This window comes from Enterobacter cloacae (assembly GCF_011078175.1).
GTDB lineage: Bacteria > Pseudomonadota > Gammaproteobacteria > Enterobacterales > Enterobacteriaceae > Enterobacter > Enterobacter cloacae_Q.
Genome location: NZ_JAALCJ010000012.1, coordinates 23,247 through 48,007 on the forward strand (window position 1 = coordinate 23,247; position 24,761 = coordinate 48,007).

The following is a 24,761-nucleotide window of genomic DNA, read 5'->3' on the forward strand; positions in this document are numbered from 1 at the left end:
CACGGCTTGATCCATACTGACCTCTTTGTGGGCATTAAGGATAAGCAATGAAACTCATCGGCAGTTATACCAGTCCTTTCGTGCGTAAGATTTCGATTCTCCTGCTGGAGAAAGGGATTGAATTTGAATTCGTAAATGAACAGCCCTACAACGCAGAGAACGGCGTTGCGCAGTACAACCCGCTGGGGAAAGTCCCGGCGCTGGTAACGGACGAGGGCGACTACTGGTTTGATTCCCCAATCATTGCGGAGTACATCGAGCTGCTTGGCGTTGCGCCAGCCATGCTGCCGGCGGAGCCAAAAGCAGCGCTGGCGATGAAGCAAATTGAAGCCCTGGCGGACGGCATTATGGATGCGGCGTTAACGTCCGTACGCGAGCAGGCAAGGCCCGCCGCCCAGCAGTCAGAAAATGAGCTGCTGCGCCAGCGCGAAAAAATTAGCCGCAGCCTGGATATGTGCGAACAGCTGATCCGCGACGGGAAAATTCAGAGCGATAGCCTGAATCTGGCGACGATCGCCATCGCCTGCGCCATTGGCTACCTCAATTTCCGCCGCGTCTCGCCGGGCTGGTGCGTGGATCGTCCGCTGCTGGTCAAACTGGCGGAGACGCTCTTCCAGCGCGAAAGTTTCGCCCGGACCGAACCACCAAAGGCTTGATGCGGGTTATAACACTTCCTGGCGGGAGGCGGTACAATCCCCTCACATGTTAACTCCCTCTCCCGTCGGGAGGGGGGAAGATATTTACTCGCCAGGCACATTCATGACTACTCATCATTCCCTCTACAGCCAGATCCCCGCTACCGATCGTCTGCTTCGTGACCCGCGCATTACGGCGGTGCTGGAGCAGTTTGGTCATACTGCAACGGTCGATATGCTACGCCAGCTTCAGGACGACGCGCGTCGCCATATTCAGGCTGAGAATGCGCTTCCCGGCTGGTGCGTGGCGTGGGCGCAGGAAGCTGAACGGAGGCTTAGCAAGCATGCGCAAAGCGCGTTGCGCCCGGTTATTAACCTGACGGGCACGGTGCTGCACACCAATCTGGGGCGGGCACAGCAGGCAGAAGAGGCGATAGAGGCTGTCACCCTGGCCATGCGCTCGCCGGTGACGCTGGAGTACGATCTGGACGGCGCCGGGCGCGGACATCGCGATCGCGCGCTGGCGGATCTTCTCTGCCAGATCACCGGCGCGGAAGATGCCTGCATTGTGAATAACAACGCGGCGGCAGTGCTGTTAATGCTGGCGGCCACCGCGAGCGGAAAAGAGGTTGTCGTCTCTCGCGGCGAGCTGGTGGAGATCGGCGGGGCGTTTCGTATTCCGGATGTCATGCGCCAGGCGGGCTGCACGCTGCATGAAGTAGGCACAACCAACCGTACCCATGCAAAAGATTATCGCGCGGCGGTGAATGAAAACACCGCCCTGCTGATGAAAGTGCATACCAGCAATTACCACATTGAGGGTTTCACCAAAACGGTGGAAGAGGCCGAACTGGCCGCCATCGGGCGCGAGCTGAACGTGCCGGTGGTTGCCGATCTTGGCAGCGGGTCGCTGGTGGATATGCGCCAGTTCGGTTTGCCGAAAGAGCCGATGGTGCAGGAGATGATCGCCGCGGGCGTCAGCCTGGTCAGTTTCTCCGGCGATAAACTGCTGGGCGGGCCGCAGGCGGGGATTATTGTCGGCAAGCGCGAGCTGATTGCGCAGCTACAGCAGCACCCGCTGAAGCGCGCCCTGCGTGCCGATAAAATGACGCTGGCCGCGCTGGAAGCTACGCTGCGGCTCTATCTCCACCCGGAGAAACTGGCTGACCGCCTGCCCACGTTGCGTTTGCTAAGCCGTGATGCGGCCTCCATTCGCGCGCAGGCGGAAGCGCTACTGCCGCAGGTTGCTCCTCATTACCCTGAGTTTGACGTTCGTATCGAGCCTTGCCTGTCGCAAATTGGCAGCGGTTCGCTGCCCGTGGACAGGTTACCGAGCGAAGCGCTGACGTTCACCCCGCGCGACGGACGCGGAAGCCAGCTTGAGGCGCTGTCGGCGCGCTGGCGCGCATTACCGATGCCGGTGATAGGCCGTATCGGTGACGGCCGCATGTGGCTGGATTTACGCTGTCTGGAAGATGAAATGCGGTTTCTGGAGATGATGTTGAAATGATTATTGCCACCGCCGGTCACGTTGACCACGGCAAAACCACGTTATTGCAGGCCATTACGGGCGTGAATGCCGATCGCCTGCCGGAAGAGAAAAAGCGCGGCATGACCATTGACCTGGGTTATGCCTACTGGCCGCAGCCTGATGGTCGCGTGCTGGGTTTTATCGACGTGCCCGGACACGAGAAGTTTCTTTCCAATATGCTCGCGGGCGTGGGCGGGATCGATCATGCGCTGCTGGTAGTGGCGTGCGATGACGGGGTGATGGCGCAAACGCGCGAGCATCTGGCGATCCTCCAGCTGACGGGAAACCCACAGTTGACAGTCGCTCTCACCAAAGCGGACCGTGTGGATGAGGCGCGTATCGACGAGGTGCGTGAAGAGGTGCTGGCGGCGCTGAGTGAGTACGGTTTTAAGGATGTCGCACTGTTTGTCACCGTAGCGACGGAAGGCCGCGGTATCGACGCTCTTCGCAACCATTTGCAGCAGATCCCGTCTCGTGAGCATGCCAGCCATCACCGCTTCCGTCTGGCGATCGACAGGGCGTTCACCGTGAAAGGGGCTGGGCTGGTGGTGACCGGTACCGCGCTGAGCGGCGAAGTGAACGTGGGCGATACCCTGTGGCTGACGGGCGTGAACAAACCGATGCGCGTGCGCGGGCTTCACGCGCAAAACCAGCCGGTGGAACGGGCCCATGCCGGGCAGCGTATCGCGCTAAACATTGCCGGTGATGCCGAAAAAGACCAGCTTAACCGCGGCGACTGGCTGCTGGGCGACGCGCCGCCGGAGCCTTCTGAACGGATCATCGTTTCTCTCCAGACCCACACGCCGCTGACCCAGTGGCAGCCGCTGCATATCCACCACGCGGCCAGCCACATCACTGGACGCGTGTCGCTGCTGGAAAACGATCTCGCCGAACTGGTGTTCGACTCCCCGCTCTGGCTGGCGGATAACGACCGTCTGGTTCTGCGCGATATTTCGGCGCAGGAAACGCTGGCGGGCGCGCGCGTGGTCTTGCTGAATCCTCCCCGTCGCGGCAAGCGTAAGCCTGAGTATTTACAGTGGCTGGCCGCGCTTGCTCAGGCCCGCGGTGATAAGTCTGCGTTAGATATCCACCTTGAGCGTGGTGCGGTGGATCTGGCTGCGTTCGCCTGGGCGCGCCAGCTCAGCGGGGAAGGATTGCGTCTTCTGACGCAGGAACCAGGTTTTATTCAGGCCGGCAATAGCCTGCTGAACGCGCCGGTGGCAGCGCGCTGGCAGCGCAAAGTGCTGAGCACGCTGGCGACCTACCATGAACAGCATCAGGATGAGCCCGGCCCGGGCCGTGAACGTCTGCGGCGCATGGCGTTGCCCATGGAAGACGACGCGCTGGTGCTGTTGCTGATTGAAAACATGCGTGAAAGCGGGGTGATTGCAAGCCATCACGGCTGGCTACACCTGCCGGAACACAAGGCCGGTTTTACCGCTGAACAGGACGCGGTCTGGCAAAAAGTCGCGCCGCTGTTTGGCGATGAACCGTGGTGGGTGCGCGATCTGGCGCGTGAAACCCATACCGATGAGCAGCTGATGCGTCAGGTACTGCGTCATGCGGCACAGCAGGGGATGATTGTGGCGATCGTGAAAGATCGTTATTACCGCAACGATCGGATCGTCGCGTTTGCGAACCTGATCCGGGAGCTGGATCAGGCGCGCGGATCAACCTGCGCCGCAGACTTCCGCGATAGGCTGAACGTGGGACGCAAACTGGCGATTCAGATCCTGGAGTATTTCAACCGCATCGGGTTTACGCGTCGTCGCGGCAATGACCATGTGTTACGCGACGCGCAGTTATTTCCGTAAGCGTTAAGTGCTGCGCGCCTGCTTCTGCTTAGCCAGCCAGACCGCGCCCAGTCTTCCCGCCTGGTTACCCAGCTCGCAGGGAAGGATGGGCACCCGGAGCGCCTCCCACTCTTCGAATCGCTGTAGGTATTTATCCAGCAGGAGATAGATTTTCTCCTGCTCGCTAATCCCGCCGCCAATCAGCACCGCCTGTGGATCAAACATAGATATCACGCTGTAAATACCGCGCGAGAGGAAATGCGCCCACTCTTCTATGGCCTCGCGCAGATGCACGTCGCTTTCCATGCGTTTAAACAGCTCCTCACCGCCCGGCATCTCATCTTCCGACACGGCCAGCGCGCGGCGGCAGGCTTTCATCAGGCCGCTGGCGGACGCCACTTCGTGCATGGGTTCGCCGTTGTTACCCACGGGCAGCACGCCAAATTCACCCGCCCGATAGTGCGACCCGCGGTAGAGATCGCCCTCCATGACGATACCGCCGCCGATGCCGGTGCCGATGGTGATGCAGACAAAATGCTCATAGTCCTTGCCGGCGCCCTGCCAGCGTTCGCCCAGCGCCGCGCAGTTGGCATCATTCTCGGTTGTTACAGGGAGATCGGTCAGCTGTGCGAAAAGTTCACACAGGTTTTCGCCGTCAAGATAGTCCAGCGCCCCGGCCTTGGCCGCTTCGCCGGTATGGTGATTAATATGGCCCGGGAAACTCACGCCGATGCCGACGATCTCATACTCCTGGCGGTACTTATCCACCACCGCTTTCCACTTTTGTTTGAAAGTGCTTTCATCGTCAGGCGTATCGTATTCATCGGATGTCAGTTCTTCGCCGTTTTCGTTGATCACGCCGTGTTTGATGTGGGTTCCGCCCACGTCAAAGCCGATAAATAGCTGCATTGCATCGTTCCTCATGAGCCCCTGAGCTAGTAAGTATGGCTCCGGCGGCAGAAACGAAACGTAAAGTACGGTAATCCGTGATACGGCTCGTAAACCCGTTACCGACTGGCGAGAAAATCACCAGCCGGAACTACCCTTGTTGTACACCTACTGCAAGGAGACGGTCATGACAAACAATCCTCCCTCATCGCGTATCCAGCCAGGCGAGTATGGTTTTCCCCTTAAGCTGAAGCCCCGCTATGACAACTTTATCGGTGGCGACTGGGTCGCGCCCGTCGACGGTGAATACTATTCCAACCTGACGCCCGTCACCGGCCAGCCGCTGTGTGAAATTGCCAGTTCGGGCAAGCGGGATATCGATTTAGCGCTGGATGCGGCGCATAAGGCGAAAGATAAATGGGGACAAACGTCCGTTCAGGACAGAGCGGCCATTTTGTTCAAAATCGCCGATCGGATGGAGCAGAATCTGGAGCTGCTGGCGACCGCTGAAACGTGGGACAACGGCAAGCCGATCCGGGAAACCATGGCGGCGGACGTGCCGCTGGCGATTGACCATTTCCGTTATTTTGCGTCCTGCATTCGTGCCCAGGAGGGAGGAATAAGTGAAGTTGACAAAGATACCGTGGCGTATCATTTCCACGAACCGCTTGGCGTGGTGGGGCAAATTATTCCCTGGAACTTCCCGCTGCTGATGGCAAGCTGGAAAATGGCGCCCGCGCTGGCGGCGGGTAACTGCGTTGTGCTGAAACCCGCACGCCTGACGCCGCTTTCGGTACTGCTGCTGATGGAGGTGATTGGCGACCTGTTGCCGCCGGGGGTCATTAACGTGGTTAACGGGGCCGGGGGAGAGATCGGCGAATATCTGGCTACTTCAAAGCGTATTGCTAAAGTGGCGTTTACCGGCTCAACGGAAGTGGGTCAGCAGATCATGCAGTATGCGACCCAGAACATCATACCGGTCACTCTGGAGCTGGGCGGGAAATCGCCGAATATCTTCTTTGCCGACGTGATGGATGAAGAGGACGCCTTCTTCGACAAAGCGCTGGAAGGGTTTGCGCTGTTCGCGTTTAACCAGGGTGAAGTCTGCACCTGTCCGAGCCGCGCGCTGGTGCAGGAATCCATTTATGAGCGTTTTATGGAGCGGGCAATCCGGCGCGTGGAGTCGATTCGCAGCGGTAACCCGCTGGATAACGTCACCCAGATGGGTGCGCAGGTATCGCATGGTCAGCTGGAAACCATCCTCAACTATATTGATATCGGCAAAAAAGAGGGGGCCGATGTGTTGACCGGCGGTCGTCGTAAGGTGCTGGGCGGCGATTTGCAGGAGGGCTACTATCTTGAGCCGACCATCCTGTTTGGTAAGAACAACATGCGCGTTTTCCAGGAGGAAATTTTTGGACCGGTGCTGGCCGTTACCACGTTTAAAACCATGGACGACGCGCTGGCGCTCGCCAACGACACGCAGTATGGCCTGGGGGCGGGCGTCTGGAGCCGTAACGGTAATCTGGCCTATAAAATGGGTCGCGGCATTCAGGCCGGGCGCGTGTGGACAAACTGCTATCACGCCTATCCGGCTCATGCAGCGTTTGGCGGTTACAAGCAGTCGGGCATCGGGCGTGAAACCCATAAGATGATGCTGGAGCATTACCAGCAAACCAAATGCCTGCTGGTCAGCTATTCCGACAAACCGCTAGGTCTGTTCTAGTCACCCTGCGCAGGCCGTCCATGGGCGGCCTGCGCAATTTGCTGGCGCAGGATGTTGAGGACGCCATCAAGGACGTATTGCACGCGCCAGGGCTGGTATTCGCGTTTACGAAATATGGCGGTTAAATCGAGCCACCATTCTTCCTGATGCGGGAAGCACGGAACCAGCGTGCCTTGCGTTAATTCTTTCTTCAGGCTCTCTTTCGGTGCGAACACAATACCAAGGTTATTTCTTGCAAGCTCAAGAGCTGTCTGCGTATTGTCACAAATATAATTACCGGTCACCCGGTAATCCTGCACGGCATCACTGTCATGGACACGAAAACGCCAAATGTTTGCATCATCGACCAGCATCGAATCTATTAGGATACACGAGTGCTTAATTAAATCTTCAGGGCCGGTTAATGGATTGTTATCTAAATACTCCTGAGTTGCGAAGGCTGTAACAGAATACTTTGTTAACACGCTTGCAACCAGGTTTTCATCTTTCGGTTGAGCATAGGTAATTAAAATATCGCAATCATCCGGAAAAGAAACACCTTCTGAAAATTCATTTCGATTCAGGTTGTAGGTCTTAAGGGAAATGCGAATGTCCCCAATGTCTTTTAGCTGGTGGATCACATGACGAGCAAGATAGTTAACAATTCCCGTTGGGGCGTACAGGGTTACTCTTCCGCTTTTCTCATGCTTATAATCGGCAATGAAATTAGCAAGTTGGTTGTACTTTTCCAGCGTGGCGTCCACATACGGGAGTAACGCCTCACCGAACTGGGTAAGGGCCAGTTGGCGCGTGGTACGCTCAAAAACCTTCAGCCCAACTCGCGTTTCGAAATCAGAAAGATATTTGCTGACGTTGGCCTGCGCCATGCCCAGCAGGGCGGCGGCATCGCCTATACTGTGGGTGGCAGCGATGACGGAGATTATTTTTAATTCGCGTGGCTTTAGCTGTAATTTACTCATCATGCGCACTCATCTATATGATTTTATATATAATATTATATAAACCGCAGCGTTGCATTGGCAGATTTGTAACCATTATTATTCGCCCCGCTTGTTTGGCGTTTAAATGGATTACTTTTCATGACTATTAAATACAATTTACTCATTGCTGCCACGTTATTTGCAACATCTTCTGCAATGGCCGGTGACGTTTCACTTGGCGCGGGGGCTGTATTTAATGAGTCTCCATACAAAGGCTATAACGAAAATACCATTGCGGTGCCATTAATTAGCTATGAAGGCGATCGCTTATATATTCGACAGACCACGGGCGGATGGATCCTCTGGAAAGATGCAAAAAATGAATTCAGCCTGACCGCATCCTGGATGCCGCTGCATTTTGATCCGGATGATAACGACGACCATCAGATGAGGCAACTGAATGAGCGTAAAGCCTCCGCCTTCCTGGGCGGCGCATACTACCGCCATGAAAGTTGGGGTTCTCTGAAAGTGGCTGTTTCAGGTGATGCGATGGATGAAAGCGGCGGCATGGTGGGCGAGGTATCTTACTTCCGCCCTGTCAGGATGGAACGCCTGACCCTGACGCCCTCCGTTGGTGTGATCTATAGCGACGAAAGCTATAACGATTACCACTATGGCGTATCCGGCAGCGAATCTCGCCGTTCTGGCCTGGACGAGTACACTGCCGGTGACAGCTGGACGCCCTACGTTGGGCTCGCGGCAAAATATCAGTTAACCCAGAAGCTGTATCTTAATGCCAGCGCGGTCTACACCGTGTTGCCTGACGACGTGAAGAACAGCCCGATGATCGACCGCGACGACAGTCTTGCGCTGATGACCGGCCTGACCTGGCGTTTCTGATACGATAAAGCCGGTTTACGCCCTCTCCCCGTGGGAGAGGGCAACAGACCGCATATTCAGCCCTCATCCACCCATATCCGCATTTCCCCTTCTCCCCGGTTTGCCCAGCTAAACCACGGAATAAAGGTCAGCGTACGGGGCTGACGTTTTACCGGCGAGCGGTCGTACTGCCACAGCGCATCGGTGTCCTTCGCCTGACATCCGATCCCTTCCGCCTGTATCAGCATCTTGTGTGCGAAAATGCCTTTGCCTTCAAATACCTTAAACGCGGTGTCTTGTGGCAAGGACAGATTATGCAGATTTGCACCGTTATCGGCCTCTTCCAGGCAGTAAACCAGCGGTCCACGCTGCAATGCGACTTTCCCCGCCTGCTGGCGCACCTGCGGGTTGCCATACACGCGGCGAACCGGCATCGGTAACGTCAGGGTCAGCGTGTCGCCTTCCTGCCAGCTTCGGTTGAGGTAAAGGTATCCACGAGAGACCTCGCCTGTAATAGCCTGACCATTGAGCGAAACGGCCGGTTCCGCACACCAGTCCGGCAGCCTCAGGGCCAGCGTGTGAGTCAGCGGAACGGGCGAGGTTATCTCGATTTTCACCTGCTCATGCCACGGATAGTTGCCGCTAATCCGCAGCTGAAGGGTGTTATCACCCACCGGAATGGCCACGTCGTTTCCCACGTACAGATTGATTAACAGCGCGTCCGGACGAACGGTATAAATGTAGTGCCCCAGCGAGGTCAGCACACGAGCGATATTCGGCGGGCAACAGGCACAGCCAAACCAGCGCTGACGCACCGGTTTCACGTGATCATAGATATGGTTAAAGGCCAGCGTTTTTGGATGCACTTCCAGCGGATTCACATAAAAGAAATGCTTACCGTCGAGCGCCATGCCGCCCAGCACCGTGTTATATAGCGCGCGCTCCATCACGTCGGCGTAGTGGCCGTCTGCCTCCATCTCGAGCATCCGTCGGGCAAACATCATCAGGCCGATAGAGGCGCAGCTTTCCGCATACACCGTATCGTTGGGCAGATCGTAATCGCTGCTGAATGCCTCGCCGCTGCTTTGTGAGCCAATCCCGCCGGTAATGTACAGCTGGCGCTGAGCCATATTGTTCCACAGCCGCAGACAGTCCTGGCGTTTGCCTTCGTCATTGCTCAGGCGCGCCAGATGCGCCATGCCTGCCATCAGATAGACAAAACGCACGGCGTGGCCGATGGCCGTTTGCTGTTCTGCAAGGGGCTGATGCGCCTGGCTGTAGGCTTTGTCCTTGACCATCCACGCCGGGCCATAGGTGTTCCAGTAGGACGTTCTGCCGCGCTTCTCGTATTCAATGTCGTAGAAGTGAGGCTGCGCGCCGCGTTCCTCAATGAAGTATTTTACCAGATTGAGATAGCGTGGCTCCTGCGTGACGTCGTACAGCCGCATCAGCGCCAGCTCGATTTCCGGATGTCCCGGATAGCCGTGCAACTGGTTTTCGCCCGGGCCAAATACGCTGTCGATATGATCCGCCAGCCTGCACACCACGTCCAGCAGGCGGCGCTTTCCGGTTCCCTGGAAATACGCTACGCCCGCCTCAATCATATGCCCGGCACAGTACAGTTCGTGGCATTCCGCCAGATTGGTCCAGCGCTCCTCAGGGGCTTTCACCGTGAAATAGGTATTGAGATAGCCGTCTCCGCACTGCGCCGCTGCGACCAGTTCAATCACCTCGTCGGCGGTTTTTTCCAGTTCAGCATCCGGCTTCTGGCACAGCGACCACGCCACGGCTTCGAGCCATTTCGCCACGTCGCTGTCCTGAAAGACCATCCCGTAGAACTCCCCCTGTTCCAGACCGGCCGCGATGCGGAAGTTGGCGATGGCGTGGCTGGGTTCAGCCTCCGCCACGCGATCGTTAAGCGCCTCCCACTGGTAGGGGATCACCACATCGCGGACTAGCCTTTGGTACTGACCAAGAAACGGGTCGTTGATTTTCAGCTGGTGCAGGTCGGCTTCCATTATGGTCATAGCGTTCTCCTCAGGACTGTACATGACGCTGGCGCAGATCGGTGGCAATGCGCGACATCACGGGATTGTTAAGCCTGCACCAGCGGATAGCGACCGCCAGCAGCAGGTGGAAAAGGGCCGGGAGCAGCGTCTCCATGGCGGTGATGCCCTGCAATGAGGCGGCCGTCTGGTTACCCGCGCCAGGCTGATAGGCTACGGCAATAAACACCAGGCTGATGATCCCGGCGCTGGATGCCCACGCGAGCTTGATGAAAAACAGGTTGAAGGCGAAGTTCATTCCCGATGAGCGCACGCCGGTTTTCCATTCGCCGTAATCATCGGCAAAGGCCATCAGCGAGAAGTGCAGCGGCAGGGTGAAGCCCAGGATCACGCCGTTGCTTAAAATCACGATCAGCCAGAGCGTCTGGTGCGTCGGGCCTCCCGGCAGGAACCACATTCCCACCGCAAGCGCAGCGAGTACCAGGTTGGTGTAGTAGTAGAGTTTGACGGTATCAATTCGGCGCGACAGCGGGTTAACGATCACCGCACCCAGAATGGCGGCAAAGGTCACCATCGTGAAAAACAGCGAGGTGTACGCCGTGCTGCCCTGAAGCACGTAGGTGATGAAGTACATGTATCCGCCGCCGCGAATGTTGAAGACGTTGATCAGCAGGAACGACATCACCAGCATCAGCAGGAGCTGATCGTTTTTACGCAGGCCCGCCAGATGCTCGCGCAGGGTGAATTTGCCCATCAGCGCCAGCGGGACGCGCTCGCGTACCCAGAAGAAGCAGCACAGGAACATCACCACGGCGATGGCACACAGCACGCCAACGCCCAGCTGATAACCCCGGACGGCACTGCCCTGTCCCAGCTCTGCCACCAGCCACGGCAGGCCAACGGAGACCAGAAAACCCGCCACACCGCACAGTACGAAGCGCCAGGACTGGCAGGATATGACCTCGTTGTGGCGGGTGGTCATGGTGTTGATCAGCGCGCAATACGGCACGTTGATGGCGGTATAGCCCACGGACAACAGCAAATAGGTGCCGAACGCCCAGGCGATTTTCACGCCCATGCTGGCATCCGGAACGGTGAAGGTCAGCACGCCGACGATGCCGATGGGAAGCGCGACCCACAGCTGCCAGGGGCGAAAACGCCCCCAGCGGCTCTGCGTGCGGTCGGCAATCACGCCCATCACCGGATCGGAAATTGCGTCAAATACCCGTAGAGCGATGAACAACGTGCCGACGAGCGCGGGCGTGAGGCCAAACACATCAGTATAGAAAAAGGTCAGAAAATTCATGATCAGGCAGGTAATTACCGTGCCGCCCGCATCACCCAGGCCGTAGCCAATTTTTTCGCGGACTGACAGCCGGTCATCGGCTGCCTGTTTTGCAACTTCTGCATCTGTCATCGGTGTGGAAGTCATGGGGTAACTCCTCGATAAACAATTTTTTATCGTATTTGTGCAAGGTACCCCACTTATTCTGCATTCAACGTGCAGACCAACAAGGGAAGGGAAAAGTATAAAATGGTGACGATTCCGACCTGATGGTAAAACTGTGAGTTTGATCGAGCCACTCTGCTGATATTCATTAATAATCAAGGGATAAAGACAATATTAGCCACCATAAAAGCGGAAAAATGAATATCCATGCTCGAATTATCCATAGCGCTTCCGATTAAGGTTCAAAATGGCGGGTTATTTATCTCCCGGGGGGTGGGCCGTCATCCTGCGCGAAAATTATCTTCGTGGGAGATTATTTTTGTCGAAAAAGGGACATTAACGATCCAGGAGGAAAATACGCTGTTTGAGGTAAACGCCGGCGAGAGTTTATTACTCTGGCCGAAGCGGCGGCATGTCGGCGTGGAAGATTTTCCGGGCGATCTCAAATTTTACTGGCTGCATTTTGAGGTGGATGAACGTTTGCCTGCGTTACCAGGCGCGTCGCCGCTGTCAATTGAGCAACACTGTAGCGTGCGGGATCCGCAATATGTTATTGCGTTATTCCGTCAGTTTTTAAGCGAGCAGGAAAAATTACAGCGTAGCCAGGCGCTGGAGATAATTTTGCTGTTAATTTTGCAGCAAATATCGCTCTCGCCGGGATATGAAGATAAAGCGGATGATGCGGGCGCGGCAATGGCGTGGAAGGCCAAGCAGCTTATCCGCACGCACTTTCATTTGCCCCTATCCACTTCGCAGCTGGCGAAAGAGCTGCACTGCAACGCAGATTATCTGGGGCGAGTATTTCGCCGGACGTTTCATTTAACCCTGACGGAGGCAATTCACCGCCAGCGCGTCAGGGCCGCAGAAAAACTGTTGCTGAACGATGCGGCCTCGTTAACCGAAGTGGCCGCCCGCTGCGGTTTTAATGATGTGGGTTATTTTCGACAGATATTTTCGAAACATACGGGGTTAACGCCCGCCGTCTGGAAACGGCGGTACTGTAAAGAACATATTAATTCCGGCTGAGCGCCTCCTCTTTGACTCATAGCACCTTCGCTGCCTGGGACGTTATGTATGATGTGCACAGAACTGGGGTTTAACGCGCACGAGGCGTAACACATGAACCGATTTATCCTGGCTGATCCTGAAAAATGTATCGGGTGCCGCACCTGTGAGGTGGCGTGCATGATGTCGCATCAAAGCTGCGCCACGCCAGACGCGTTTACATCACGTATCCGGGTGGTTAAGGGGGGAACCTTCACCACGGCCGTGGGCTGCCACCAGTGTGAAGATGCGCCCTGCGCGAATGTCTGCCCGACGGGGGCTATTCACCGCGCTGCGGGAGCCTGGCTCGTTGAGCAGGCCCATTGTATCGGCTGCAAAAGCTGTATGGTGGCGTGCCCGTTCGGGGCAATGGAGGTTCGGGTCGTGCAAGATCGCGTTCAGGCGCTGAAATGTGATTTGTGCGTGCATCGTGAGGTGGGCCCCGCCTGCGTCGAAGCCTGTCCCACCCACGCGCTGAGCTGCATAGACCCCGCCAGATTACGCGCGGAACGGCTGCGTAATCTGGCCTGAGATCGTATTAATCGGCTTCGCGCCAGGCATTCTCTACCTCTTCGGCAAGAATTTTCACCCCCGCTTCGATTTTTTCCGGGTCCGGCACGTAGTTCATGCGCATGCACTGGTGCGTGTGCGGCCACGGCTTATCCAGTCCCGGGAAGAAGTAATCTCCTGGTACCATCAGCACGCCACGTTTTTTCAGACGCTGATACAGCAGCTCTGTCGTAATGGGCAAGTCCTTAAACCACAGCCACAGGAAAATGGCCCCTTCCGGTTTATGGATCAGGCAGCGTTCTTCCGGTAAATAGCGGCGAAGGGTGGCGATGGTTTCATGAACGCGCTTATAGTAAAACGGCTTAATCACCTCATTCGACAGGCGCAGCAGGTCGTTACGCCTGATCATCTCGCACATCATCGCAGGGCCGATGCCGCCAGGCGAAAGGCTGATAATGCCGTTCATGTTGGTAATGGCGGTGATGATTTTCTCGTTAGCAATGATAATGCCGCAGCGGCTGCCCGGCAGGCCCAGCTTGGAGAGGCTCATGCAGAGGATGATGTTTGGGTTCCACAGCGGCCGCGCTTCGCTGAAGATGATCCCCGGGAACGGTACGCCATAGGCGTTATCGATAACCAAAGGGATGCCGTGCTGATTCGCCAGCGCATCCAGCTTCATCAGCTCGTCGTCGGTGATCACGTTGCCCGTCGGGTTGGTGGGACGTGATACGCAGATCATGCCCGTCTCTTCACCAATATGTAGGTGTTCAAAATCGACGTGATATTTGAACTGGCCCTCTGGCAGCAGCTCGATATTCGGACGTGCGGAAACAAACAGGTCTTCTTCGAGGCCGGCATCGGCATAGCCGATATACTCCGGTGCCAGCGGGAACAGCACTTTTTTTGTGGTGCCGTCGGCGCGGCGTCCGGCGAACAGATTGAATAAGTAGAAAAACGCGCTCTGACTGCCGTTTGTCAGTGCAATATTCTGTGGTTCAATATCCCAACCCAGCGCTTCCCGCAGCATTGTTGCAAGAAGCGTCAGTAGTTCGGTTTTACCCTGTGGGCCGTCGTAATTACACAGCGCATCGGTTGCTTTACCGTTTTCCAGCATGTCTGCCAGCAGCGTCTGGAAGTAGGTGTTCATCTCCGGAATTTGAGCCGGATTTCCCCCGCCAAGCATGATAGCACCTGGGGTGCGCAGCCCGTCGTTGAGGTCCTCCATCAGGCGGGTGATGCCTGAGTGGCGGGTAAATTTGTCGCCAAATAGTGAAAACGTCATAGCAGGTGATCTGTCGGGCTTAATATGAAAGGCAGTAACCATAACGCCAGCACCGTGCTGGTGCAAATCGGTGGATGTGGTCGGATTTGTTGTTTTATGCGGCGGGTTTGTATTTGTGTGGTGAATTGTTCTGGTGAATGGCCCTCTCCCCTTGGGGAGAGGGTTAGGGTGAGGGGGTTATTGGTTACCCGCCCACACTACCATCACCTTATCGCCCTTGTGCTCGCGCACAAAGCCGTAGCCTTGTTTCATCGGCAGCGTGGTTTGCTTGCCTTCACCCACAGACGGATGACGGGCGCGGAACTGCCCAAGAATCTGCCAGTGGGCGACAGTTAACGCTTGTTTACCCGTGACGTCCTTCCAGTTCATATCCGAACGGGTTCCCTGTAGCGGATCGGAGCCCGTCGGGCCGAATGGACGCTCTGATTCATCGCCGTAATAGATTTGCACGCTTCCCGGTGCCAGCAGCAGTAACTCAGCGGCGCGCTGGCCCCCTTCACGGAACAGACGCGTATCGTGGGAGGAGAGATAGCTCAGCACATTAAAACTTTGCAACTTTTCGGCCATTTGCTGCCAGGTCAAATCCATATCGGCCAGACAGTCCACCGCTTTCGCCGCCTGCTCCTGATAGTCAAAGTTGATCATCGCATCGAAGCCGTGGCGGTAATAATCGCTCTGCATCACGCCGTGGCCCCAGGATTCACCGGTCATCCAGAATGGCGCATTGTCGAGTTTTTTGTCCGGGTTGGCGGCTTTCCACGCGGCCAGCGCCTGGCTGGCCTGGTTTTTCAGTTGCTGCCAGGCTTCAGGCTCAACGTGTTTAGCGGTATCGACCCGAAATCCGTCGATGCCGTAGTCACGTACCCACTGGCTGAGCCAGTGCGTCAGGTAATCTCGCGGCGTGAAATTCGTCAGCACTTTCGCGTTGGTGTCGGGCTTGTGTTGATAAAAATTCGGCAAACCTGACGGGGTCTTAGATTCCGTTTTCAGGTCTGGCAGGAAGGCCAGCGACATGGTCAGATCGTCAAAGCCCGGATTGTCGTAATCACCGATATCGGTACGGATCCATTTTTTACCCCACCATTTTTCCCATGCGGCTTTGTCACTGAAGTTGATGTAATCGTTGAAGCTGTGCCAGCTTTGACCCACGCCCGGCTTCCAGTCAGTCCAGCGCTCGCCGAGAATTTTTTTCAGCTCATCGCCCTGCAAATAGAGCGCGCCAAACTGATACTCCTGCATATCTGCGAGTGTCGCATAACCCGCGTGGTTCATGACAACGTCAAACAGGACGCGGATACCGCGGCTGTGCGCATCGTCGACAAGCTGGCGTAAATCCTCTTCGTTGCCCATGTTGGCGTCGAGTTTCGTCCAGTCCTGAGTGTAATAGCCGTGATAGGCGTAGTGGGGGAAATCCCCTTTGGTGCCGCCACCAACCCAGCCGTGGATCTGCTCCAGCGGCGAGCTTATCCAGAGCGCATTCACGCCCAGCTGCTGAAGATAATCCAGTTTGCTGGTAAGCCCTTTAAGATCGCCGCCGTGAAAAGTACCAATCTCCTGCATACCGTCTTTATGGCGGCCATAGCTGTTGTCGTTGGTGGGGTCGCCATTCACGAAGCGATCGGTCAGCACGAAATAGACGGTGGCGTTTTGCCAGCTGAACGGCGCGGGTTTGTCCGTCTCGGCGCGCTCAAGCAGCAGCAGGCCGTTGCTGTTGGCGGCTGGCTGAAGCGTGACTTTGCCGTTTTGAACGGTCGCGGTCTGTTTGCTGTAAAAATCACGCACCACCGTGCCTTCCGGGAAGGTGTTAACGACGTCGATCGTAAGCGGTTTGCCGTCCCACTTCGGGCACTGGCGGGTAACGTTAGCGACAGGCTGTGGCGCCGCACTTTGCACCGTCAACATCAGCGTCGGCGTTCCAGAGCGCGTATCAATACGCATCTGATAAACGCCGTCACGGAATAATCGCCACTGCGGTGGCGTGCCTTCGCACGGTTTGAGCGACAGCATCTCGTTGAGCTTAATGGCACCTGTCGGCTGCCAGCACGCGTTGTCAAGACTCAGCGTAAGCGGACGGGTACCCTTCGCAAGCGTTGCCTGGCTGGTAAAGACGCCGGTACCTTCAGCGCTAAACGCGTCAAATCCCGGCGATGACCAGTCGGCATGCGCAAATGCGGGTAACATCAGAACGGCTAATGCAGTGCGTTTCATTCCATTTTCCTGTCGCGGCATTTTTGACCAGTGTGCCACTCGGCTCAAGGGAAAAACTCCTCCTCTACGGCTTTCTGCCCGGAGGACGCGAAGGGATGAGTGATCCCGCGCAAAATTAGGCAGTTATCTGCGATATCGCGCACATTTTTCCAGCGTTGGTGCTTTAATGAGCATGTTCCGGATGACATAGTTTCGGAATTGGACTATTTGTATACGTGCTCTTGAGGACTATTTTTGGTATGATTTGAGATTCCGCTCTCAAATTTTTGAAGAAAATAAGGTGTTGGAATGCTTATATCCGACCAGGAGACCTAATGATATCGACTCCCATTCGACGATATGGGGCCGCGATACTCATGTTACTCACCATGGTATTTTCAGGTGAGGTGCTTGCAAAGACGCACACTGATACAACGAGTAAGAAAGCCCACGTAATAAAGACGACAAGCAGTAAGGTTAGCAGTAAACAAGAGTATTCTCGCAATAGTGCAAAGAGTCGTTCACTTCCTGATTTGCGAAAATACCCTTCCGGGACACCAAGGAAAAAAGCGTTTCTCCGGACGGTAATGCCTTACATTAAAAGTCAAAATGCCGCGATTACTGCGGATCGTAACTGGCTGATCTCAAAACAGTACGAAAGCCGCTGGTCGCCGTCTGAGCGCACTCGCCTGAAAGACATCGCCAAACGCTATAAAGTGAAGTGGAGCGGGAACACGCGTCGTGTGCCGTGGAACACTCTGTTAGAGCGTGTGGACATTATTCCAGGCAGTATGGTCGCGACAATGGCCGCCGCCGAAAGCGGTTGGGGCACCTCAAAGCTGGCACGCAACAACAACAATCTGTTTGGCATGAAATGCGCAAAAGGTCGTTGTACCAATGCACCCGGCAAGGTGAAGGGCTATTCACAGTTTGAATCGGTTAAAGATTCCGTGAATGCATACGTGGTGAACCTGAACACCCACCCGGCCTACTCCTCGTTCCGTAAGTCACGCGCACAGCTGCGTAAGGCGGATCGGGAAGTGACGGCCACGGCGATGATCCACAAGCTGAAAGGTTATTCTACTCAGGGGCAGCGTTATAACAATTATCTGTTCTCCATGTACCAGGATAATCAGCGTCTGATTGCCGCGCATATGTAATGAAAAACGCCTTCCACTGGAAGGCGTTCTCTTTTCTACAGCAGGACTTCACTGTACCGTTCCCGGTACTCCTTCGGCGTGGTGTCATACTCTTTCCTGAACACCGAATAGAAATACTGTAGCGACGGGTAGCCGCACATCTGTGAAATCTCGTTGATCGACAGCGAGGTGGAGATCAGCAAACTGCGCGCTTTCTCCAGCTTTTCCGCATGGATCACAGCGTGAATTGTCTCACCGACTTCCTCTTTGAACCGTTTCTCCAGATTTGAACGTGAAATACCGACCGAATCCAGCACCTGATCGACCTTAATACCTTTGCAGGCATGATTGCGAATGTAGTGCATCGCCTGAATCACGGCTGGATCGTTTAAGGAACGGTAGTCAGTTGAACGACGCTCGACCACGCGAACGGGCGGCACCAGCAGACGCTGGAGCGGCAGGGATTCTTTATCTAATAGCCTGTGCAGCAGCTTCGCGGCCTGATAGCCCATTTGACGGGTACCCTGAGCCACGGATGAGAGCGCCACGCGAGACAGATAACGCGTAAGCTCTTCGTTATCAATACCAATCACGCACAGCTTTTCCGGCACCGGAATATGCAAATGTTCGCACACCTGTAATACGTGGCGGGCGCGGGCGTCCGTCACGGCGATAATCCCGGTCTGTGGCGGCAGCGTTTGCAGCCAGTCAGCCAGGCGATTCTGTGCGTGCTGCCAGTTTTCTGGCGCGGTTTCCAGTCCCTGATAAACGACGCCGCGGTATTTTTCCTGCGCGACCAGCTGGCAGAAGGCATATTCACGCTCCATTGCCCAGCGCTTTCCGCTGGTGGAGGGCAATCCGTAAAACGCAAAACGATGTACGCCTTTCTCCTTTAAATGGAGAAAGGCGGTCTCGACCAGAGCATGATTATCCGTGGCGATGTAGTGAACAGGGGGATAATGTTCCGGTGAATGGTAAGAGCCGCCAACGCCCACGATAGGCACGTCGACGCCACTCAACAACTGTTCTATCACGGGGTCGTCAAAGTCAGCGATGACCCCGTCTCCCAGCCAGTCTTTGATGTTCTCCAGACGGGTACGAAAATCTTCTTCGATGAAAATATCCCATTCCGATTGCGACGCCTGCAAATATTCACCAACCCCTTCAACCACCTGCCGGTCATAGGCTTTGTTGGCATTGAATAACAACGTAATGCGGTGACGCTTTTCAAACATGGCTCATATTCCCAGATTAGTCACGATACTGTTATCAGGCGCGCCGCTTGGTGGCAGAGTCCATCCAGACTGCCAGCAAAAGAATGGCCCCCTTGACGATATACTGCCAAAACGTCGGCACGTCCATCATACTCATCCCGTTATCCAGCGAAGCCATAATAAATGCGCCCATCACCGCCCCCGCCACGCTGCCAATGCCCCCGGCGAGGCTGGTCCCGCCAATCACGCAGGCGGCTATGGCGTCCAGCTCGGCAATGTTACCGGCGGAGGGGGAGCCCGCCCCCAGACGCGAACTGAGGATCAACCCCGCGATGGCCACCATCAGGCCGTTGATGGCAAAGACGGCGAGTTTCGTTCGCTCGACGTTGATACCGGATAAACGCGCGGCTTCCAGATTGCCGCCGATGGCATAAATACGGCGACCGAAAGCGGTACGTGTGGCCATAAACATTCCACCTAACAGCAACAGCGCCAGCAGCAGAACGGGCGTTGGGACGCCGCGATAATCGTTTAACAGCCAGATGGCGCCCAGCACAATCACCGCCGTAAGCGCCTGACGGCCGACAACCGAGGTTGAGGCTGGGGAGGCCAGCCCCAACGCCTGGCGACGCATGCGTCCTCGCCACTGCCACGCGACAAATGCCATCAGCCCAACCACGCCGATCGTAAAACCGACGCCATCAGAGAGGTAGCTTTGGCCAATCTGGGACATCGGGGCGCTGGTAGGGGAGACGGTGGTGCCGTTGGTGATCCCAATCAGAATACCGCGGAAGGCCAGCATCCCCGCTAAGGTGACGATAAACGACGGAACTTTCCGGTAGGCTACCCACCAGCCATTCCACGCTCCCAGCAGCAGACCGAGTACCAGCGTGACCACAATTGTCAGCGGCAGCGGCCAGCCGAGCCAGACGTCAAAAATGGCCGCCACGCCCCCGAGCAGACCCATCATCGACCCTACCGACAGGTCAATTTCCGCTGAGATAATGACGAAGACCATCCCCACCGCCAGGATCCCGGTAATGGCGGTCTGACGCAGCAGGTTAGAGACGTTACGTGCGCTCAAATAGGAGCCATCGGTCATCCAGGTAAAGAACAACATGATGACGATGATGGCGGCAATCATCACAAAAACTTGCAAATTCAGCGATTTAAGTCCTGCAAACGCACCGGGCGTCGGAACAGCGACTTTGATATCAGACGGGTTGCTTTTCGACATGGCGTTCGCTCCTTAAGGCAGCTTCCATCACCTGCTCTTGCGTCAGGTTCTGGTTGTTCAGGTTGGCTTTGAGTTTCCCTTCATGCATGACGAGCACGCGGTCGCTCAGGCCCAGCACTTCAGGCAATTCGGACGAGATAACAATGACGGCAATGCCTTGCTGCACAAGCTGATTGATCAGCTTGTAGATTTCATACTTCGCACCGATATCGATCCCGCGGGTGGGTTCATCCAGAATTAAAATGCGTGGATTAAGCAGCAGGCAGCGCGCCAGAATCGCTTTTTGCTGGTTGCCGCCGCTCAGGCGTCCTATGGCCAGGTCTGGCGAGGATGTTTTCACCTTTAGCCGGGCGAGCGACTGGAGAACGCATTGCTGTTCTGCGGCATCATCGAGGCTGCTCAGCGCCCCGGAAAACTGGCTGAGTGCCGCCAGCGTGATATTTTTTCCCACCGCCATTACCGGCACGATGCCGTCTTTTTTGCGGTCTTCTGGCACCATGGCAATGCCTTTGGCAATGGCCTGCTGGCAGTTGCCGATTTTTACCGGCTGACCGTCGATATAAATTTTGCCTTCCCAGCGCCCCGGCCAGACGCCAAAGAGACACTGCACGGCCTCGGTTCTTCCGGCACCCACTAATCCGGCAATGCCGAGAATTTCCCCGCGGTGCAGCGAGAAGGAGAGGTTATCCACGCGCTTGATATGGCGATTAACGGGATGCCACGCCGTCAGGTTTTCCACGCGCAGGAGCTCTTCACCAATTGCGTGCGGTTCGCCAGGGTACAGCGCGGTGAGTTCACGGCCCACCATCATGGTGATGATGTCTTCCTCGCTCATGCCTTCTGCTTCACGTGTGCCGATGTGCTGCCCGTCGCGGATAACGCAAATGGTGTCGGAAATGGCTTTGACCTCATTGAGCTTGTGCGAAATATAGATACAGGCGATGCCGTGGTTTTGCAGGTCGCGGATGATATTGAGCAGAACGGCGGTTTCCTGTTCGGTAAGTGAAGCGGTTGGCTCGTCAAGGATTAACAGGCGTACCTGTTTGTTCAGTGCCTTGGCGATCTCCACCAGCTGCTGCTGGCCCAAACCTAAGTCGCCCACGCGCGCATCCGGTGAAATAGCCAGGCTCACCTGAGCCAGCAGTTTTTCGCAGCGCAGCGTCATGGTGTCATAATCCAGTACGCCGTGGCGCGAGAGTTCGGCACCGAGAAAGATATTTTCCAGCACGGTTAGGTGCTTCACCAGCGCCAGTTCCTGGTGAATGATAGCGATGCCTTTACGTTCGGTATCACGTATATGCGTGGCATGGAGCACCTCACCGGCAAAGACGATTTCGCCCTCGTAACTGCCGTGCGGGTAGATCCCGCACAACACTTTCATCAGCGTGGATTTCCCCGAGCCATTTTCGCCGCACAGCGACATCACTTCGCCGGGATTCAGCCGCAGGCTAACGTTGTCGACCGCTTTCACCGCTCCAAAGGCTTTGGTGATGCTTTTCATTTCAAGTAAATAAGACATAACTGCTCCGCATAGCCCGACAGATGAACAGGGCAGGTCGATGCGCCCCTGGCGGGCAGGGGCTGCTCTGGATTACAGTTCACTCTTCTTATGGAAACCGTCTTTCACCACCGTGGCGTCAATATTCTCTTTGTTAACTTCGATAGGAGTAAGCAGGCGAGCAGGTACGTCTTTCAGGCCGTTATTTAACGTCGCGTCTGCTTTAGGTTGCTGACCATTGCCCAGTTCAACGGCAATTTCGGCGGCCGTATTGGCAAGCTCGGTAATGGGCTTGTACACCGTCATGGTCTGGGTACCCGCAATGATGCGTTTTACACCCGCAAGGTCGGCGTCCTGTCCGGAAATCGCGACTTTTCCGGCCAGACCCTGCGCGCTAAGCGCCTGAATGGCGCCACCCGCAGTGGCATCGTTAGAGGCCACTACCGCATCGATTTTGTTGTTATTTGCGGTCAACGCGTTTTCCATAATTTTCAGCGCGTTTTCCGGTAACCAGCCGTCAGCCCACTGGTCGCCGACGACTTTAATTTTGCCCTCGTCGATATATGGCTTAAGCACTTTCATTTGTCCCTGGCGGAACAGTTTGGCGTTGTTATCCACGGGCGAGCCACCCATCAGGAAATAATTCCCTTGAGGCACTTTTGCGACAAGGCTTTTAGCCTGTAATTCGCCCACCTTTTCATTGTCGAACGAAATATAATAATCAATGTCCGCATTATTAATCATGCGGTCATAAGCCAGGACTTTTATGCCTTCCTGTTTCGCTTCTTTCACCACGTTGCTTAATACCTGGCCGTTATACGGGATAATGACCAGCACATCGACGCCACGGTTGATCATATTCTCAATTTGCGACATTTGCGTCTCTTCGTTGCCGTTAGCGGACTGAACGAACACCTCCGCGCCGAGAGATTCCGCTTTTTTAACAAAGATATCGCGATCTTTTTGCCAGCGTTCCAGACGTAAGTCATCAATCGCCATGCCGATTTTGACCTCTTTGGCGTGGCCGGCAAAGCTTGCAAGCAGGAGAGTAGTGCAGAGCGTTAGGGTCAGGTTCTTTATCTTCATAATTATTAGGCCTTTTTGTAGGGGTATGTGTAGCTGAGATAAAAGAAACGTTCACTGCTGAGACGCAGCAAATTTTTAACGTGGAAAGGCCTGCTGGCAATTACAGATTTTTATCTTCTCATTACGATATTTGGTTTATTTCTGAATTTATGACCGCGATCGGATTTTAAAAAGCGTAACCTATTAATTACATTTGATTCTGGAATACACGCCGAAAATTAGTTTGTCTGCACATTATTTTGCGAGCCAGCGCACAATTGCGCATTCTCTCAATAGCAGTGTGAAATAACGTAATTGAGCAACTTCCAATGTCTATTCACTATTACTCCAGAAGCAAGACCACGCCGCATACCCTGATTATGGAGCTCAATATGCAAGCTTATTTCGACCAACTCGATCGCGTTCGTTTCGAAGGCACGAAAACGACCAATCCTTTAGCATTTCGTCACTACAACCCGGATGAGCTGGTGCTGGGTAAGCGCATGGAAGATCACTTGCGCTTTGCCGCCTGCTACTGGCACACCTTCTGCTGGAACGGTGCCGATATGTTCGGCGTGGGCTCTTTTGACCGTCCATGGCAACAGCCGGGCGAGGCCATTGAGCTGGCGAAGCGTAAAGCCGACGTCGCGTTCGAGTTCTTCCATAAGCTGAACGTGCCGTACTACTGTTTCCACGATGTGGACGTGTCGCCGGAAGGGGCATCGCTGAAAGAGTATCTGAACAATTTCGCGCAGATGGTCGACGTACTGGCTGAAAAACAGCAGCAAAGCGGCGTGAAGCTGCTCTGGGGTACGGCTAACTGCTTTACCAACCCTCGCTATGGCGCGGGCGCGGCAACCAACCCGGACCCGGAAGTCTTCAGCTGGGCGGCCACCCAGGTCGTGACTGCGATGAACGCCACGCATCAGCTGGGCGGTGAGAACTATGTACTCTGGGGCGGTCGTGAAGGCTATGAAACGCTGCTGAATACCGACCTGCGCCAGGAGCGTGAGCAGATTGGCCGTTTTATGCAGATGGTGGTGGACCACAAACACAAAATCGGCTTCCGCGGTACGCTGCTGATCGAGCCAAAACCACAGGAGCCAACCAAGCATCAGTATGATTATGATGTCGCCACCGTGTATGGCTTCCTGAAGCAGTTTGGTCTGGAAAAAGAGATCAAAGTGAATATTGAGGCTAACCACGCCACCCTGGCGGGTCACTCATTCCATCACGAAATTGCCTCTGCGATTGCGCTGGGTATCTTCGGATCGGTGGACGCGAACCGCGGCGATCCGCAGTTAGGCTGGGATACCGACCAGTTCCCGAACAGCGTCGAAGAAAATGCACTGGTGATGTACGAAATCATCAAAGCAGGCGGTTTCACTACCGGCGGCCTGAACTTCGATGCCAAAGTGCGTCGCCAGAGCACCGATAAATACGATCTGTTCTACGGCCATATTGGCGCGATGGACACCATGGCGCTGGCGCTGAAAGTGGCGGCCCGTATGATTGAAGACGGCGAGCTGGATAAGCGCGTGGCGAAGCGCTACAGCGGCTGGAACAGTGAGCTGGGCCAGCAAATTTTGAAAGGTCAGTTATCGCTTGCGGAGATCGCGAAGTACGCTGAACAGCATCAGCTTGCGCCGCAGCATCAGAGCGGCCATCAGGAGCTGCTGGAAAACCTGGTCAATCACTACCTGTTCGATAAATAACAGCATCCAGGCCCGGTAAGCGCAGCGCCACCGGGCATTTCT

At 55.5% G+C, this 24,761-nt stretch carries 19 protein-coding genes; 9 read left to right on the forward strand and 10 right to left on the reverse strand.

Translation table 11 applies throughout. The annotated features are described in order from the left end of the window. The first annotated feature begins 47 nt into the window (after positions 1 to 47). From G6Q29_RS20030 to selB, 3 genes are all read left to right on the forward strand, one after another. Positions 48 to 656, forward strand: coding sequence for a glutathione S-transferase (locus G6Q29_RS20030; RefSeq protein ID WP_165466865.1), 609 nt, complete (start codon positions 48 to 50; stop codon positions 654 to 656). Between the two features lie 103 nt (positions 657 to 759). Next, a complete protein-coding gene (selA, locus tag G6Q29_RS20035; RefSeq protein ID WP_165466866.1) occupies positions 760 to 2,145 on the forward strand; it encodes an L-seryl-tRNA(Sec) selenium transferase in 1,386 nt (461 codons plus the stop codon). Further along, positions 2,142 to 3,980 carry a selenocysteine-specific translation elongation factor gene (gene selB, locus G6Q29_RS20040; protein WP_165466867.1) on the forward strand — a complete coding sequence of 613 codons (1,839 nt, stop codon included), beginning with the start codon at positions 2,142 to 2,144 and terminating at the stop codon, positions 3,978 to 3,980. The genes selA and selB overlap by 4 nt, the downstream gene beginning before the upstream one ends. A 3-nt stretch (positions 3,981 to 3,983) precedes the next feature. Here selB and G6Q29_RS20045 read toward each other — a convergent pair whose 3' ends face one another. Beyond that, positions 3,984 to 4,868, reverse strand: coding sequence for an ROK family protein (locus tag G6Q29_RS20045; RefSeq protein WP_165466868.1), 885 nt, complete (start codon positions 4,866 to 4,868; stop codon positions 3,984 to 3,986). A gap of 166 nt (positions 4,869 to 5,034) precedes the next feature. On the opposite strand from G6Q29_RS20045, the gene aldB reads away from it, so the two are divergent. Further along, complete coding sequence (gene aldB, locus G6Q29_RS20050) at positions 5,035 to 6,573, forward strand: aldehyde dehydrogenase AldB (protein WP_165466869.1); 1,539 nt, start codon at positions 5,035 to 5,037, stop codon at positions 6,571 to 6,573. Here aldB and G6Q29_RS20055 read toward each other — a convergent pair. Beyond that, the gene (locus G6Q29_RS20055; RefSeq protein ID WP_165466870.1) at positions 6,570 to 7,535 is read right to left on the reverse strand and encodes a LysR family transcriptional regulator; all 966 of its coding nucleotides are present in this window, start codon (positions 7,533 to 7,535) and stop codon (positions 6,570 to 6,572) included. The genes aldB and G6Q29_RS20055 overlap by 4 nt on opposite strands. A 117-nt stretch (positions 7,536 to 7,652) precedes the next feature. On the opposite strand from G6Q29_RS20055, the gene G6Q29_RS20060 reads away from it, so the two are divergent. Further along, complete coding sequence (locus tag G6Q29_RS20060) at positions 7,653 to 8,393, forward strand: MipA/OmpV family protein (RefSeq protein ID WP_165466871.1); 741 nt, start codon at positions 7,653 to 7,655, stop codon at positions 8,391 to 8,393. Between the two features lie 56 nt (positions 8,394 to 8,449). Here G6Q29_RS20060 and G6Q29_RS20065 read toward each other — a convergent pair whose 3' ends face one another. Both G6Q29_RS20065 and G6Q29_RS20070 read right to left on the reverse strand, forming a co-directional pair. Beyond that, positions 8,450 to 10,399 carry a glycoside hydrolase family 127 protein gene (locus G6Q29_RS20065; protein WP_165466872.1) on the reverse strand — a complete coding sequence of 650 codons (1,950 nt, stop codon included), beginning with the start codon at positions 10,397 to 10,399 and terminating at the stop codon, positions 8,450 to 8,452. Between the two features lie 10 nt (positions 10,400 to 10,409). Beyond that, positions 10,410 to 11,810, reverse strand: a complete 1,401-nt coding sequence (locus G6Q29_RS20070) for an MFS transporter (RefSeq protein ID WP_165466873.1) — start codon at positions 11,808 to 11,810, stop codon at positions 10,410 to 10,412. 225 nt (positions 11,811 to 12,035) lie between these two features. Here G6Q29_RS20070 and G6Q29_RS20075 point away from each other — a divergent pair, with 225 nt between their 5' ends. Both G6Q29_RS20075 and G6Q29_RS20080 read left to right on the forward strand, forming a co-directional pair. Beyond that, positions 12,036 to 12,854: an AraC family transcriptional regulator gene (locus tag G6Q29_RS20075; protein WP_165466874.1), complete on the forward strand. Its 819-nt coding sequence runs from the start codon at positions 12,036 to 12,038 to the stop codon at positions 12,852 to 12,854. 93 nt (positions 12,855 to 12,947) lie between these two features. Continuing rightward, the gene (locus tag G6Q29_RS20080; RefSeq protein WP_165466875.1) at positions 12,948 to 13,403 is read left to right on the forward strand and encodes a 4Fe-4S dicluster domain-containing protein; all 456 of its coding nucleotides are present in this window, start codon (positions 12,948 to 12,950) and stop codon (positions 13,401 to 13,403) included. A gap of 7 nt (positions 13,404 to 13,410) precedes the next feature. Here the strand turns inward: G6Q29_RS20080 and avtA are convergent, their stop codons facing one another. Continuing rightward, positions 13,411 to 14,664, reverse strand: coding sequence for a valine--pyruvate transaminase (avtA, locus tag G6Q29_RS20085; protein WP_165466876.1), 1,254 nt, complete (start codon positions 14,662 to 14,664; stop codon positions 13,411 to 13,413). A gap of 177 nt (positions 14,665 to 14,841) precedes the next feature. Then, the gene (locus G6Q29_RS20090) at positions 14,842 to 16,872 is read right to left on the reverse strand and encodes an alpha-amylase (RefSeq protein ID WP_165466877.1); all 2,031 of its coding nucleotides are present in this window, start codon (positions 16,870 to 16,872) and stop codon (positions 14,842 to 14,844) included. Between the two features lie 314 nt (positions 16,873 to 17,186). On the opposite strand from G6Q29_RS20090, the gene G6Q29_RS20095 reads away from it, so the two are divergent. Continuing rightward, positions 17,187 to 18,011: a protein bax gene (locus tag G6Q29_RS20095; RefSeq protein WP_165466878.1), complete on the forward strand. Its 825-nt coding sequence runs from the start codon at positions 17,187 to 17,189 to the stop codon at positions 18,009 to 18,011. Positions 18,012 to 18,046: 35 nt separating this feature from the next. Here the strand turns inward: G6Q29_RS20095 and xylR are convergent, their stop codons facing one another. The 4 genes from xylR to xylF form a co-directional block, all read right to left on the reverse strand. Continuing rightward, positions 18,047 to 19,225, reverse strand: a complete 1,179-nt coding sequence (gene xylR / locus G6Q29_RS20100) for a D-xylose utilization transcriptional activator XylR (protein WP_165466879.1) — start codon at positions 19,223 to 19,225, stop codon at positions 18,047 to 18,049. Positions 19,226 to 19,259: 34 nt separating this feature from the next. Further along, positions 19,260 to 20,441 carry a xylose ABC transporter permease XylH gene (gene xylH, locus G6Q29_RS20105; protein WP_165466880.1) on the reverse strand — a complete coding sequence of 394 codons (1,182 nt, stop codon included), beginning with the start codon at positions 20,439 to 20,441 and terminating at the stop codon, positions 19,260 to 19,262. Further along, complete coding sequence (locus tag G6Q29_RS20110) at positions 20,419 to 21,960, reverse strand: xylose ABC transporter ATP-binding protein (RefSeq protein ID WP_165466881.1); 1,542 nt, start codon at positions 21,958 to 21,960, stop codon at positions 20,419 to 20,421. The genes xylH and G6Q29_RS20110 overlap by 23 nt, the downstream gene beginning before the upstream one ends. 72 nt (positions 21,961 to 22,032) lie before the next feature. Then, positions 22,033 to 23,025 (reverse strand): D-xylose ABC transporter substrate-binding protein, encoded by a 993-nt coding sequence (gene xylF / locus G6Q29_RS20115; protein WP_006808602.1) that lies wholly within the window; start codon positions 23,023 to 23,025, stop codon positions 22,033 to 22,035. 371 nt (positions 23,026 to 23,396) lie between these two features. Between xylF and xylA the strand changes: the two genes are divergently transcribed. After that, positions 23,397 to 24,719, forward strand: coding sequence for a xylose isomerase (gene xylA, locus G6Q29_RS20120; RefSeq protein ID WP_026080557.1), 1,323 nt, complete (start codon positions 23,397 to 23,399; stop codon positions 24,717 to 24,719). Positions 24,720 to 24,761 lie beyond the last annotated feature (42 nt).

What these genes read in the sequence shown, in the direction of transcription:
- G6Q29_RS20030 (WP_165466865.1), top strand. Translation starts at nt 48, where the DNA reads ATGAAACTCATCGGCAGTTATACCAGTCCTTTCGTGCGTAAGATTTCG.
- selA (WP_165466866.1), top strand. Translation starts at nt 760, where the DNA reads ATGACTACTCATCATTCCCTCTACAGCCAGATCCCCGCTACCGATCGT.
- selB (WP_165466867.1), top strand. Translation starts at nt 2,142, where the DNA reads ATGATTATTGCCACCGCCGGTCACGTTGACCACGGCAAAACCACGTTA.
- G6Q29_RS20045 (WP_165466868.1), bottom strand. Translation starts at nt 4,868, where the DNA reads ATGCAGCTATTTATCGGCTTTGACGTGGGCGGAACCCACATCAAACAC.
- aldB (WP_165466869.1), top strand. Translation starts at nt 5,035, where the DNA reads ATGACAAACAATCCTCCCTCATCGCGTATCCAGCCAGGCGAGTATGGT.
- G6Q29_RS20055 (WP_165466870.1), bottom strand. Translation starts at nt 7,535, where the DNA reads ATGATGAGTAAATTACAGCTAAAGCCACGCGAATTAAAAATAATCTCC.
- G6Q29_RS20060 (WP_165466871.1), top strand. Translation starts at nt 7,653, where the DNA reads ATGACTATTAAATACAATTTACTCATTGCTGCCACGTTATTTGCAACA.
- G6Q29_RS20065 (WP_165466872.1), bottom strand. Translation starts at nt 10,399, where the DNA reads ATGACCATAATGGAAGCCGACCTGCACCAGCTGAAAATCAACGACCCG.
- G6Q29_RS20070 (WP_165466873.1), bottom strand. Translation starts at nt 11,810, where the DNA reads ATGACTTCCACACCGATGACAGATGCAGAAGTTGCAAAACAGGCAGCC.
- G6Q29_RS20075 (WP_165466874.1), top strand. Translation starts at nt 12,036, where the DNA reads ATGCTCGAATTATCCATAGCGCTTCCGATTAAGGTTCAAAATGGCGGG.
- G6Q29_RS20080 (WP_165466875.1), top strand. Translation starts at nt 12,948, where the DNA reads ATGAACCGATTTATCCTGGCTGATCCTGAAAAATGTATCGGGTGCCGC.
- avtA (WP_165466876.1), bottom strand. Translation starts at nt 14,664, where the DNA reads ATGACGTTTTCACTATTTGGCGACAAATTTACCCGCCACTCAGGCATC.
- G6Q29_RS20090 (WP_165466877.1), bottom strand. Translation starts at nt 16,872, where the DNA reads ATGAAACGCACTGCATTAGCCGTTCTGATGTTACCCGCATTTGCGCAT.
- G6Q29_RS20095 (WP_165466878.1), top strand. Translation starts at nt 17,187, where the DNA reads ATGATATCGACTCCCATTCGACGATATGGGGCCGCGATACTCATGTTA.
- xylR (WP_165466879.1), bottom strand. Translation starts at nt 19,225, where the DNA reads ATGTTTGAAAAGCGTCACCGCATTACGTTGTTATTCAATGCCAACAAA.
- xylH (WP_165466880.1), bottom strand. Translation starts at nt 20,441, where the DNA reads ATGTCGAAAAGCAACCCGTCTGATATCAAAGTCGCTGTTCCGACGCCC.
- G6Q29_RS20110 (WP_165466881.1), bottom strand. Translation starts at nt 21,960, where the DNA reads ATGTCTTATTTACTTGAAATGAAAAGCATCACCAAAGCCTTTGGAGCG.
- xylF (WP_006808602.1), bottom strand. Translation starts at nt 23,025, where the DNA reads ATGAAGATAAAGAACCTGACCCTAACGCTCTGCACTACTCTCCTGCTT.
- xylA (WP_026080557.1), top strand. Translation starts at nt 23,397, where the DNA reads ATGCAAGCTTATTTCGACCAACTCGATCGCGTTCGTTTCGAAGGCACG.